At 68.7% G+C, this 12,178-nt stretch carries 14 protein-coding genes and 1 tRNA gene; 1 reads left to right on the top strand and 14 read right to left on the bottom strand.

The window, feature by feature from the left end:
• Position 1: 1 nt before the first annotated feature.
• From Q5Y72_RS17305 to Q5Y72_RS17245, 13 genes are all read right to left on the bottom strand, one after another.
• A complete protein-coding gene (locus Q5Y72_RS17305) occupies positions 2 to 385 on the bottom strand; it encodes a hypothetical protein (RefSeq protein ID WP_305964675.1) in 384 nt (127 codons plus the stop codon).
• A gap of 172 nt (positions 386 to 557) precedes the next feature.
• The gene (locus Q5Y72_RS17300) at positions 558 to 1,928 is read right to left on the bottom strand and encodes a glutamate--cysteine ligase (protein WP_305964674.1); all 1,371 of its coding nucleotides are present in this window, start codon (positions 1,926 to 1,928) and stop codon (positions 558 to 560) included.
• Between the two features lie 54 nt (positions 1,929 to 1,982).
• Positions 1,983 to 2,504 carry a hypothetical protein gene (locus Q5Y72_RS17295; protein WP_305964673.1) on the bottom strand — a complete coding sequence of 174 codons (522 nt, stop codon included), beginning with the start codon at positions 2,502 to 2,504 and terminating at the stop codon, positions 1,983 to 1,985.
• A complete protein-coding gene (locus tag Q5Y72_RS17290; protein ID WP_305964672.1) occupies positions 2,501 to 2,935 on the bottom strand; it encodes a molybdenum cofactor biosynthesis protein MoaE in 435 nt (144 codons plus the stop codon). Before Q5Y72_RS17290 ends, Q5Y72_RS17295 begins: the two co-directional genes overlap by 4 nt.
• A gap of 4 nt (positions 2,936 to 2,939) precedes the next feature.
• Positions 2,940 to 3,191 (bottom strand): molybdopterin converting factor subunit 1, encoded by a 252-nt coding sequence (gene moaD / locus Q5Y72_RS17285; RefSeq protein WP_305964671.1) that lies wholly within the window; start codon positions 3,189 to 3,191, stop codon positions 2,940 to 2,942.
• Positions 3,181 to 3,813 (bottom strand): CDP-diacylglycerol--glycerol-3-phosphate 3-phosphatidyltransferase, encoded by a 633-nt coding sequence (pgsA, locus tag Q5Y72_RS17280; RefSeq protein WP_305964670.1) that lies wholly within the window; start codon positions 3,811 to 3,813, stop codon positions 3,181 to 3,183. Before pgsA ends, moaD begins: the two co-directional genes overlap by 11 nt.
• Before the next feature lie 44 nt (positions 3,814 to 3,857).
• Complete coding sequence (locus tag Q5Y72_RS17275) at positions 3,858 to 4,331, bottom strand: DUF2214 domain-containing protein (RefSeq protein WP_305964669.1); 474 nt, start codon at positions 4,329 to 4,331, stop codon at positions 3,858 to 3,860.
• 3 nt (positions 4,332 to 4,334) lie between these two features.
• Positions 4,335 to 4,727 (bottom strand): DUF6152 family protein, encoded by a 393-nt coding sequence (locus Q5Y72_RS17270; protein WP_305964668.1) that lies wholly within the window; start codon positions 4,725 to 4,727, stop codon positions 4,335 to 4,337.
• A 61-nt stretch (positions 4,728 to 4,788) separates the two neighbouring features.
• Complete coding sequence (locus Q5Y72_RS17265; protein WP_305964667.1) at positions 4,789 to 5,172, bottom strand: hypothetical protein; 384 nt, start codon at positions 5,170 to 5,172, stop codon at positions 4,789 to 4,791.
• 155 nt (positions 5,173 to 5,327) lie between these two features.
• Positions 5,328 to 7,178 carry an excinuclease ABC subunit UvrC gene (uvrC, locus tag Q5Y72_RS17260; protein WP_305964666.1) on the bottom strand — a complete coding sequence of 617 codons (1,851 nt, stop codon included), beginning with the start codon at positions 7,176 to 7,178 and terminating at the stop codon, positions 5,328 to 5,330.
• 347 nt (positions 7,179 to 7,525) lie between these two features.
• Complete coding sequence (locus Q5Y72_RS17255) at positions 7,526 to 8,452, bottom strand: calcium/sodium antiporter (RefSeq protein ID WP_305964665.1); 927 nt, start codon at positions 8,450 to 8,452, stop codon at positions 7,526 to 7,528.
• Positions 8,453 to 8,557: 105 nt separating this feature from the next.
• Entirely contained in the window at positions 8,558 to 9,367 is an 810-nt protein-coding gene (locus Q5Y72_RS17250) for a S49 family peptidase (protein WP_305964664.1), read from the bottom strand.
• A gap of 46 nt (positions 9,368 to 9,413) precedes the next feature.
• Positions 9,414 to 10,439 (bottom strand): LacI family DNA-binding transcriptional regulator, encoded by a 1,026-nt coding sequence (locus tag Q5Y72_RS17245; RefSeq protein ID WP_305964663.1) that lies wholly within the window; start codon positions 10,437 to 10,439, stop codon positions 9,414 to 9,416.
• Positions 10,440 to 10,540: 101 nt separating this feature from the next.
• Between Q5Y72_RS17245 and Q5Y72_RS17240 the strand changes: the two genes are divergently transcribed.
• A tRNA-Arg gene (locus Q5Y72_RS17240) sits at positions 10,541 to 10,617 on the top strand.
• A 408-nt stretch (positions 10,618 to 11,025) separates the two neighbouring features.
• Here the strand turns inward: Q5Y72_RS17240 and Q5Y72_RS17235 are convergent.
• On the bottom strand, positions 11,026 to 12,178 hold a 1,153-nt coding region (locus Q5Y72_RS17235; RefSeq protein WP_305964662.1), incomplete at its 5' end, for a dihydrolipoyl dehydrogenase family protein.

The following is a 12,178-nucleotide window of genomic DNA, read 5'->3' as shown; positions in this document are numbered from 1 at the left end:
GTCAGCGTTCCGCCACGAGGCCACGACCCGGCGCCCGCAGCGGCCGCGCCGGGGCGACCGGCACGGCGGCCATCGCCTCCTTCGGCGCCTCGCGCGATGCCGCCGCCGCGACCCCGCGCTGCGCCGCGCCGCCCTGCCCGGCCAGCCGCGCCAGCGCCTCGGCCCCACGCCGCGCCGACAGCGCGATCGAGATCAGCGCGAGGCAGGCCCCGGCCAGCAGGATCAGCGCCGCAATCCCGACGACGCCCGCATAGACCGGCAGCGGCGGCACGCCCTCGGACATCCGCAACAGCCCGACCACCGCCATCACCAGCGCCGCCAGCCCGACCAGGAACACGCCCGCGACCAGCCGCTGCACCCAGATCATCGGATCCGTCCGTCCCATTCCAACACCTCGCCTTGCCTGCGCCGCAGGTGCCATCCCCGGCCGCCGGCTTCAATCGCCGCGCCGCTCACCTTCTCGTGCATGCGCGGCACGACCTGCCTTTGCCTTGGCGCAAATATCCCGCAGGGGGGTGCGGGGGGCCGCGCAGGCCCCCCGCCGTCGCGGGAGACCGTCAATACGAACATTCGGCGTAGATCCGCGACAGGTCGCCCTGCCAGTCGCCGTGATAGCGGGCGAGCAGCTCGTCTGCCGGCACCCGCCCGGTCTCGACGCTTTCCTTCAGCGCGTTCAGGAAATGCGTCTCGTCGGGAACCAGACCGCCGGCCCCGCTGCGGGCGCGGTTCTTCAACCCCTTCTCGGCAATCGCCAGGACCTCGCGCGCCAGATCGTGCAGCCGCACCCCGTTCGCCTCGCCCTGCAGCGCATCGCGGCCGGCGGCGACCCGCAGCCCTTCGCGCGTCTCGTGATCCCAGCCCTTCACCAGGTCCCAGGCGGCATCCAGCGCCTCCTGGTCATAGGTCAGCCCAACCCACAACGCCGGCAGCGCGCAGAGCCTGCGCCACGGCCCGCCATCGGCGCCGCGCATCTCGATGAATTTCTTGACCCGCGCCTCGGGGAACACCGTCGTCAGGTGGTCGGCCCAGTCCGACAGGGTCGGAATCTCGCCCGGAAGGGCCGGCAACTCGCCCTTCAGGAAATCCCGGAACGACTGCCCGAGGGCATCCAGATACACGCCGTCGCGATAGACGAAATACATCGGCACATCGAGGACGTAATCGACCCAGCGCTCATAGCCGAAACCGTCCTCGAAGGCGAAGGGCAGCATCCCGGTCCGCGCCGCATCCAGATTCTGCCAGATATGCGCGCGCCAGCTTTTCATGCCGTTCGGCCTGCCATCGAGGAAGGGCGAATTGGCGAACAGCGCCGTCGCCACCGGCTGCAGCGACAGCGCCACGCGCAGCTTCTGCACCATGTCGGCTTCCGATGCGAAATCCAGGTTCACCTGCACCGTGCAGGTGCGATACATCATCTGCTGGCCCAGGGTGCCGACGCGGGTCATGTAATCGGTCATCAGCCGGTAGCGCCCCTTGGGCATCATCGGCATCTGCTCCTGCGACCAGATCGGCGCTGCCCCAAGGCCGATGAAGCCCGCGCCGATCCGGTCGGCGACCTCCTTCACCTCGGCCAGATGCTGGTTGACCTCGTCGCAGGTCTGGTGGATCGTCTCCAGCGGCGCCCCCGACAGTTCCAGCTGGCCGCCCGGTTCGAGGCTGATATTGGCGCCGTCGCGCTCCAGCCCGATGATGTTGCCCTGTTCCAGCACCGGCTGCCAGCCAAAGCGTTCCTGCAACCCGGTCAGCATCGCCTGGATCGAACAGTCGCCGGCATAGGGCAAGGGCAGCTTCTGCGGCTTGCAATAGCCGAATTTCTCATGCTCGGTGCCAATCCGCCAGGCATCGCGCGGCTTCTCGCCCGAGGCGATATAGGCGACAAGCTGGTCGCGGCTGTCGACGGGGCCGCCGCCCTGCTGGGGAATGGACATGGGACGGGGCCTTTCGCGGAGTTCCGGTCGGTCAGAGGTGGCAAGGCCGGCAGGCTAAGTCAACCCGACTCGGTCCGGCCTCCGCCAAACGGTGCGCACCGCGTCGGCCTGGCCCGCAACCCGTGCCAGCGCGCCCGAGACGGCGCCCATGTCGATCCCCGGCAAGGCGGTGAAGGCGTCCGCCAGCGCCTCGGCGCCGGCCGCATCGACCGGGACCAGCAACGCCTGGCCATCGGCGCTGCGCAGCCGCCAGTGGCCATGCCCGCGCAGCCGCAGCAGACGGATCTCGGACAGGTCGCGCAGCGCGATCTCGCCGCCCAGGCCGGTGGGCGCGTAGAAGCGGATTGCCCCCTCGACCACCTCGACGACGCCGGCCGCGCCGATCGCGCGGCGAAAGGGCAGCCGTTGCCAGGCCCCCAGCAGCAGCGCCGCCCCGACCAGCATGGCCAGACCGCCCAGCAGGGCCAGGAACCAGCCGCCGCGCAGGGCCAGCCACAGCCCCGCTGCCGCCGTCGCGACGGCAAGCAGCGGTTCGGACCAGCGGCGCAGCAGGCTGCGCGGCTCGGGGCGGATCACCACCGGTCCAGCGCCGCCTCGTCGCTGGCCTTCGCCTCGACCCAATGCGCGCTGCCATCATGGCCGATCTCGCGCTTCCAGAACGGCGCGCGGGATTTCAGCCAGTCCATCAGGTAATCGGCGGCCTCGAAGGCGGCCCGGCGATGCCGGGCGGCGGTGGCGACCATCATGATCTGGGCCCCCACCTCAAGCCGGCCATGGCGGTGGACGATGCGCCAGTCGATCAGCCCGAAACGGCGCGCGGCCTCGAGGCCATGGGCAGTCAGCGCGGCCTCGGTCATGCCCGGATAATGCTCGATCTCCAGCGCGGCCATCCGCCCGCTGTCGTCGCGCACGATGCCGGTGAAGGTCACCTGCGCGCCGGCGCCCGCGCCAAAGCCCGCAAGCTCGGCGGCAAGATCGAAGGGCGCGGCCTGCACGCGGGCGACCATCGCCCTAGCCCCCGGTCATCGGCGGAAAGAACGCCACCTCGCGCGCGCCCGCCAGCGGCGCGTCGAGATCGGCCAGTTCCTGGTCCACGGCGCAGCGCACCGCCGTCATGTCGGCAAAGGCCGCCGCATGCCAGGCGTCGCGGGCGGCCAGTTCCGCCACCAGTTCCCGCACCGTCGCGGCCTCGGTCTCGACGCGTTCCGAGGGCTGGCCGATACGTTCGCGCAGCCAGGCGAAATAGAGGACATCAACGGTCATGCTCGGGCTCTCGCAGATAGGGCAGCGCCTTGACGAAATAATCCCAGCCCGTCCAGCCGGTCAGCGCCGCCGCGACCCAGATCAGCGCCAGCCCCGCCTGGGTCGCCAGATCGGCCCAGCTGTCGGACCAGGGCAGTTCGGTCTCGCCCACCAGGGGCGGGCTGCCGGTCTCGACATAGGTCAGCCCGGTGCCGAGGAACAGCACCGAGATGGCGACCATCTGGAAGGTGGTCTTCCACTTGGCCAGCCGGGTGACCTTCAGCAGCTGGGCGTTGGGGCCAAGGAACTCCCGCAGCCCCGACACGAAGACCTCGCGGAACAGGATCACCGCGGCGGGCAGGATCAGCCAGGGGTTCATGCCCGAATAGCCGGTGATGACAACGATCGCGATCACCACCATCGCCTTGTCCGCGATCGGGTCCATGGCGGCGCCAAAGCGGCTTTCCTGCTGCCAGGCGCGGGCCAGATAGCCGTCGAACCAGTCCGTGATCGCGGCCAGCAGGAACAGCGCAAGCGCCGCCCAGTCGGCCCAGGGCCGCTGGAAATACAGGAACATCAGCGGCACGCCGGGCGCCGCGATCAGCCGCAGAAGGGTCAGGATGTTGGGGACGGTCCAGCGCATGGCGGCAAGCTAGTGCCTGCCGGGGCGGTTGGAAAGGGGCGGCGTCACAGGAAGCCGGTCAGCCGCCCGGCCAGGAGCACCGCCAGCCACAGCACGGCCGAGATCGCGGCGCCCCGCCGCAGCGCCCCTGTCGGGGCGGCGCCCGCCGCCAGCGCCTCCCAGCCGCGCCCGGCATGGACCAGCGCAATGTTGATCAGCGCCGCAAGGACCAGCAGCAGCTTGGCCCGGAAGGCGGGATTGGCAAGGTATTCGCCGGGCCGGACCGACAGCAGCAGCAGCCCCGTCAGGACGGCCAGCGCAAGTCCCGCCGCCGCCAGCCGCGACAGGAACGGCGCCAGGTCGGCCAGCGCGGGCCCGCGGATAAGCCCCGCGAGGCGCAGGTCCAGGGGCAGGATCGCGCCCAGCAGCAGCGCGATCCCCAGGATATGCAGCGTATTGACCAGCACATAGGCGGCCACCGACCGGCGCAGCCAAGCCGCTGGCGGCAGCGCCGCGAGAAGGCCGGCAAGCTCCTCCATCGCCTAGGCGTCGGGGGGGATACGCTCGGGGTACATGTCGTAGTCGCGCCCCTCGACGGTGATGCGGACCGCCTTCATGCGCGGCTCGGCGCTGTCTTGCGCGCGATTGCCCAGCACCGTGACCCGATCGCCCGGCGCGGCCGTCCCCTCGACGAAACCCGAACGCTGGGTGCGGCCGGGGTTGCCAAGCTCGACCGTCCACAGCGTGCCATCGGCGGCCTCGACCGTCAGCGTCGGGTGCGGCGGGGCGATCACGATCCGGGCGATCGTGCCGGTCAGCCGCGACACCTCGCCCTCGGCCCAGGACCAGCCATGATGGGCAAGCGCCGCCGCACTGGCAGAAAGCAGGACCAGCGCGGCGGACGAGACATGTCTGGCGGTGGCGAAACGCGGCATCGGCGCAACCTTTCGGATCCTGCGGGGCCTTCAGGCTGCCGCGTTTCGCACTTCCACCGGGTCAAGACTCGGCGAGGCAGTCGGGATAGAGAACGAATTCGCGATCCGCGATGGTCAGGTGCAGCGCCTTGACGCGGTTCTCGCCGAAGTGGTGCGTGCGGCGGCCGACGACCGACACACGGTCGCCGGGCAGGGCCATGGCGGCGGTCAGGCCGGCCTCGCGGTTGCGGCTGTGCGGGGCCAGTTCGATGGTCCAGTTGACGCCGTCGGCGGCGCGCACCTGGATGGTGGGATCGCTGCCGCCGATATTCACGTCGGTGATGGTGGCATCAAGGCGGGTCGGTTCCTCCTCGAATTCCGACCAGCGGTCATGGGGCAGGATGTCGTCACGCGCAAACACAGGCTTCCGGTCCACGGCAATGCCGAAGGCGGGGAAACGGGGCATTCTAGCCTCCTCCTCAGGTGAATGGTGAGCAGGTCGCAACCCTAGCGCGATTCTCTTGCGCGGGGGTGGTAGAACCCTACCCCTTCGCCGTATCGGCGGATTGCAGCACCAGGACGACGCATCACAGGACGCCGGCATCCGCGCCGGCGCCCGGCCTAGCCCTGCGCGTGGAAATGGTCATGGACCTTCTGCGCCATCGCCGCCGAGATGCCGTCAACGGCCTGAAGATCGGCAAGACCGGCGCGGCTGACAGCCTTGGCGCTGCCGAAATGCGCCAGCAGGGCGCGCTTGCGCGCGGCGCCGATGCCGGCGATCTCGTCCAGCGGATTGGCCATCATGGTCTTGGCGCGCTTGGCGCGATGGGTGCCGATCGCCCAGCGATGCGCCTCGTCGCGCAGGCGCTGGACGAAATACAGCACCGGGTCATTCATCCGCAGCGCAAAGGGCCGCTGGCCGGCGCGATGGAATTCCTCCTTGCCGTGGTCGCGGTCGACGCCTTTGGCCACGCCCACGACCGGGATGTCCTCGACGCCCAGATCGGCCATGATTCCGTCCACGGCCGAGACCTGCCCCGCGCCGCCGTCGATCAGCAGCAGGTCGGGCCAGGCCTCGGTCTGGCGGTCGGGGTCATCCTTCAGCAGCCGGGTGAAACGGCGGGTCAGCACCTCGCGCATCATGCCGAAGTCATCGCCCGGAGTGATCTCGGTGCCCTTGATGTTGAACTTGCGATACTGGCTCTTGATGAAGCCGTCCGGCCCCGCGACGATCATCCCGCCGACCGGGTTCTGGCCCATGATGTGGCTGTTGTCATAGACCTCGATCCGGCGCGGCGCCGCCTGCAGGTCCAGCGCCTCGCCAAGCCCCTCCAGAAGGCGGATCTGCGCGGCGCTTTCCGACATCCGGCGGGCCAGGCTTTCGCGGGCATTGCGCAGGGCGTTGGCGACCAGTTCGAACTTCTCGCCCCGCTGCGGCACGCCGATGGTGCTGCGCCGCCCGGCCCGACCGGACAGGACCTGCGCGGTCAGGTCGGGATCCTCGGGCGCGTGGGACAGAAGAACCATCCGCGGCGGCGGCTTGTCGTCGTAGAATTGCAGCAGGAAGGCCTGCATCACCTCGTCGGGCGATTCCGCGCCGCCGAGCCGGGGATAGAAATCGCGGTTGCCCCAGCTCTGGTTGCCACGGATGAAGAACACCTGCACGCAGGCCTGCCCGCCATCCATGTGCAGCGCCACGATATCGGCCTCGGCGACCTGCCGGGGGTTGATCGCCTGGACCGATTGGACCGCCGTCAGCGCCTTGATCCGGTCCCGCAGCGCGGCGGCGCGTTCATACTCCATCGCTTCGGCCGCGGCCGCCATCTCGGCCGCGAGATTGGCCTGGATCGAGGTGGTGCGGCCCTGCAGGAACCGCTCGGCATCGGCGACGAGGCGGGCATAGTCGGCCTGCGAGATCCGGCCGTCGCAGGGGGCGCTGCATCGCTTGATCTGGAACAGCAGGCAGGGGCGGGTGCGGCTTTCGAACACCGAATCCGTGCAGTTGCGCAGCAGGAAGACCCGCTGCAACTGGTTCAGCGTCCGGTTGACCGCCCCGGCGCTGGCGAAGGGGCCGTAATAGTCGCCCTTCTCGGATTTCGCGCCGCGATGCTTCTTGATCTGCGCGAAGGGATGCGACTTGGCCACGAGGATGTTCGGGAAGGACTTGTCGTCGCGCAGCAGCACGTTGTAGCGCGGCTTCAGCTGCTTGATCAGGTTCTGCTCCAGCAACAGCGCCTCGGTTTCGGTGCGCGTGGTCAGGAACATCATGCTGGCGGTATCGCGGATCATCCGGGCGATGCGCGCCGAATGGCCCGAGGGGCGGGCGTAATTCGACACCCGCGCCTTAAGGTCGCGCGCCTTGCCGACGTAAAGGACCCCGCCCTGCGCATCCAGCATCCGGTAGACTCCTGGGCTGCCGTCGAGCGTGCGAAGATAGGACTGGATCAGCGCGTGGCCGGTTTTGCTGCTCATGCGTTCCAACAAAGTGATTCTCGTCCCCGGCTGCAAGTTCCCTGCGCGAAGTGCAAGCGTTAAGCTTTCCACGACTCCTGTGGATAACTCTGTGGGCGACCGACCGTCGAGGGGCAGTTCGGCCAGCAATCGTTACAAATTCGTAACCTTGCCTAATTTTTAGGCGTTAAAATAAGCCATTGATAATGAGAGTTATTTTGCGTTATCGCAGCAAACTCCTGAAAAAGCTGGACGAATCCGCGAGCCGGACACGCATAGCGTGTGCAGGTGGACAGACCCCACCCGCACGGTCTGCGCCGAGCCCCTGCGGCGGCTGGCGCAGGGCGCCCGCAGCGTCCTGCGACAGGCTACAGAAGCACCCAGACATAGGCGCCATAGGCCAGGATGAAGGCCGCCCCGACCGCCCGGCTGATTGTCACACCCCGGAACAGGAAGGGCGCCAGCAGCAACGAGGTGGCCAGCATCACCCACAGGTCAAGGCGCAAAATCTCGGGCGGGATGGGTAGCGGCGCGACCAGCGAGGTCAGCCCGAGGATCGCCAGGATGTTGAAGATGTTCGATCCGACGACATTGCCCAGCGCCATGTCCGCCCGCCCCCGCATGGCCGAGGCGACCGAGGCAGCCATCTCGGGCAGCGAGGTGCCGATCGCCACCAGCGTCAGGCCGATCACCGCCTCGCTGATCCCGAAGGCCAGCGCGATGTCGGTCGCGCCGGCGACCAGCAGGTTGGCCCCCACCGGCAGCGCGATCAGGCCGCCCAGCAGCCACAGCACGATCCGCAGCCAACGCGCCCCAAGCGCGACGCCCTCGATCTCGTCGGCGTCGTCGATGCTGGCCGTGGTCAGTTGCCGCCACAGCACCAGCGCGAGGGCGGCCAGCAGCACGACCCCCTGCAGCCGGCCGATCGGACCCATCAGGGCCAGCGCGATCAGCAGCAGCGAGGCGGCGATCATCATGGCCCAGCTTTCGCGCAGGTCATGCCCGCGCGTGACGATCCCCGAAACCAGCGCGGTCGCGCCAAGGATGACAAGGACATTGGCGATGTTCGAGCCGACGACATTGCCCATCGCGATGGCCGTGGCCCCCCGCAGCGCCGCCGACATCGACACGATCAGCTCGGGCGCCGAGGTCCCGAAGGCCACCACGGTCAGCCCGACCACCAGCGGCGTGATGCCAAGCCGCAGCGACAGGTTCACCGCCCCCTTGACCAGCAGATCCCCCCCGAGGACCAGCAGCGCAAGCCCCCCGAGAACAAGCAGAACATCAACGATCACGGCGCGACAACCCCAGAATGGCCTTGAGAAATCTGCGGAAACCGGGGCCGCTGACCAGTGCCAGCACCACGATCACCAGAAGGAACAGCACGACAAGGCGGACGCTCATCCGCCGGCCCCGAAGCGGGCGAAGGCGGCGCGTTCCTCGGCGCCGTCCAGCACCGCCTCGGCCGACAGGCCAAGGCGCCGGAACAGCGACTGGCGCGGGCTGTGGACCATGAAGCGGGTCTTGTCGCCGCAAAGCGCCTTCATCTTCGGGACCAGATGGCCGATCCCGTCGGCAAGCCCCAGCCGGACGGCCTCCTGCCCGGCCCAGAATTCGCCGGTGAACAGGTCGCGCTCGTCGCTCAGCCTTGCGCCGCGGCGGCTGGCGACATGATGCCTGAAGGCGGCGTGGATCGGTTCCAGCACGTTGCGCAGACGTTCGACATCCTCGGGCTTTTCGGGCCGGAACGGGTCCAGCGTCGACTTTGACCGGCCGGCGGTATGAACCCGTCTTTCGATGCCCCAGCGGGCGATCAGGTCCTGAAATCCGAAGCCCGACGAGATGACCCCGATCGAACCGAGGATCGAACTGTCATCCGCCCAGATCTGGTCGGCGGCGCAGGCCAGCCAATAGCCGCCCGAGGCCGCGACATCCTCGACGAAGGCATGGACCGGCACCTCGGTTTCCTCGGCCAGGCGGCGGATCCGCGCGGCGATCAGCGAGGACTGGACCGGCGATCCGCCGGGCGAGTTGATCGACAAGGCGACCGCCGCGGGCCTGCCACGGCGGAAGGCCCGCTCGATCACCGGCGCCAGCATCGCGTCGTTCAACGCGCCGCCCCGCCCGGCCATGCCGATGGCGCCATGCAGGCGCACCACCGCCACGCGCGGTCCACGTCGAAGGATACGGTCAAGATATGATGCGTTCATGCGGCCTCAGATAAGGCCGGTCTGCAGGCGCGGCAAGGCACGGCCATCACGCGCCGGCATTGCGGATCGTGTCGCCCGGCATGAAGGTCGGCGTCAGCGCCACGATCCGGTCGGCCGGCGGCATGTCCTTACCCGCCACCAGCCGCGCCGCACGGCGCCCGATATCGACGCGGCGTGCATCTGTGGTGGCCAGCCGCACCGGCAGGCCGTCCAGCAGATCGACGCCGTTGAAGCCCGCGAGCCCGATCCGGCCGGGGATGTCATAGCCCTTGTCAATGCAGTAAAGCAGCCCGCCCGCGCCGATCATGTCGTTGGAATAGTAAAGAAAATCCAGATCGGGGGCGCGGGCGAGGATGCGGTCGGTCAATTCGCGCCCCTTCAGCAGCGACGACCCGCCCTGATAATATTCCCGCGCCTCAAGCTGCACCCCCGCGGACGCCAGACCCTCCTCGAAGCCGACAAGGCGCTTCTTGGCGCGGTGATCCTCGGGCATGTGGGTGCCGACGAAGCCGATGCGGCGATAGCCCGCGGCCAGGATGCGGGCCGCCATCTCCCGCCCGGCGCGCAGGTGCGAGATGCCGACGAGGGTGTCGATGCCCTCGCCATCGGTGTCCATGATCTCGACCACCGGGATGCCGGCATTGGCCAGCATCGCGCGCGACGCCTTGCTGTGCTCGACGCCCGCAAGGATCACCCCCGACGGCCGCCAGGACAGCATGTCATACAGCACCATTTCCTCGCGGGCGGGGGAATAATGGGTGACGCCGATCACCGGTTGCAGCCCGGTGTCGTCGAGTTCGGCCGAGACGCCGCCCAGCACATCGGGAAAGACAAGGTTCGACAGCGATGGAATGACCACGGCCACCAGGTTCACGCGCTGGCTGGCCAGGCCTCCGGCGATCTTGTTGGGCACATAGCCCAGGGTCTTGGCGGCGGTCAGAACCTTCTCGCGCGTGGCCGCCGACACATCGCCCCGGTTTCGCAGCACGCGGCTGACGGTCATCTCGGACACTCCCGACGCTTCGGACACATCGCGCAGGGTCAGCGGGCGGCGGGGTCGGGGAATTGTCATGTGATGCCAGACGCAGGAAGTTGCCGACGGATGTTAGCGAACATCACGATCGCCCACAACCTTGCCAAATCCGCAATCCGCAGTCAAAAGGACGATCAGGCGGCCCCGTGGCTCAACTGGATAGAGCAGCCCCCTCCTAAGGGGCAGGTTGCAGGTTCAAATCCTGCCGGGGTCACCAAAGCGGCCAGCAGGATTTCGCCCTTTTCACCGGAGAGTGCGAAGCCGGCGGCGAAAGGGCCGCTTTGACGTCTCGGCAGCCGCGGCGGCGTTCCGCAAAAGTCCGGGCATCACCGGCCGGCGCCGGGGCGGCGCAACGAGCCTGCGCGGTGCGCGTGCAGGTGCGGTCCTGGGGGGCTCACGGCGGATCGCGCAATGCTCTGGTCCCGTCGCGGTCGGGTGCGGCGGTGCCTGTCCGGCATCGAAGGCGTCAGAGGGCCGGGGAAGATCGCGAGAACGCGCCCGCTGTCATTCTTGCGCCGGATGCGAGAAGCCGACCTCCGGGCGGGCAAGCAGGCCGCTTGCCCGTCGCGGAGTGATGCGGCGGATCGCGTGGCCCGCAGCCGGCGTCCGCGACGGGGCGGCCGGCTCAGCCGCGCTTCTTCGGCGGGATCAGGTCGGTGATCGTGCCCTCGAACATCTCGGCGGCAAAGTTCACCGTCTCGCTGAGGGTCGGATGCGGGTGGATCGTGTGGCCCAGATCGACCGCATCGGCGCCCATCTCGATCGCCAGCGCGACCTCGGCGATCAGGTCGCCGGCGTTCGGGCCGACGATGGCCGCGCCGATCACCCGGTCGTCGGCCTCGTCGAAGATCACCTTGGTAATGCCCTCGGAGCGTCCCAGCGACAGAGATCGACCGGATGCCGCCCAGGGGAACACCCCCTTGCCGACCTTCCGACCTTCGGCCTTGGCAGTGGTTTCGGTGACCCCGACCCAGGCGACCTCGGGATCGGTATAGGCCACCGAGGGGATCACCCGCGCGTCGAAATGGCGGTTGTGGCCCGATGCCGCCTCGGCGGCGACCTTGCCCTCATGCACGGCCTTGTGGGCCAGCATCGGCTGACCCACCACATCGCCGATGGCGAAGATGTGGGGCAGGTTCGTGCGCTGCTGGCTGTCGACGGCGATGAAGCCGCGATCATCGACCGCCACCCCCGCGCCCTCGGCATTGATGAGCTTGCCGTTCGGGCGGCGGCCGACCGCCACCAGGATCTTGTCGAAGATGTCGGTCGAACTGGCGCCCGCCGCGTCCTCGAAGGTGACCCTCAGCCCCTCTGCCTCGGCCGCGACGGCGGTCACCCTGGTCTTCAGCAGGATCTTTTCGTACCGCCCCTCGATCCGCTTGTGCAGGGGTTTCACGATGTCCTTGTCGGCGCCGGGGATGATCTGGTCCATCAATTCGACCACCGTGATCGCCGAACCCAGCGCGTCGTAGACGCAGGCCATTTCCAGCCCGATGATGCCACCGCCCAGAACCAGCAGCCGCCGGGGTATGCCGTCCAGTTCCAGCGCGCCAGTCGAATCGATCACCCGCGGATCGTCATGGGGAATGAAGGGCAGCTGCACCGGCTCGGAGCCTGCCGCGATCACACATTGGTCAAAGCTGACGGTCGTCTTCGTGCCGCCCTCGTCGACCTCGATCATGTTCGGGCCGGTGAAGCGGCCATAGCCCGACACCACCTGAACCTTGCGGCCCTTGGCCAGACCGTTGAGACCGCCGGTCAGCTGGCCCACGACCGAG

Source organism: Paracoccus spongiarum (assembly GCF_030732095.1).
GTDB lineage: Bacteria > Pseudomonadota > Alphaproteobacteria > Rhodobacterales > Rhodobacteraceae > Paracoccus > Paracoccus spongiarum.
The sequence above is the reverse complement of the archived record's forward strand: the minus strand, read 5'-3'. Positions and strand labels throughout refer to the sequence as shown.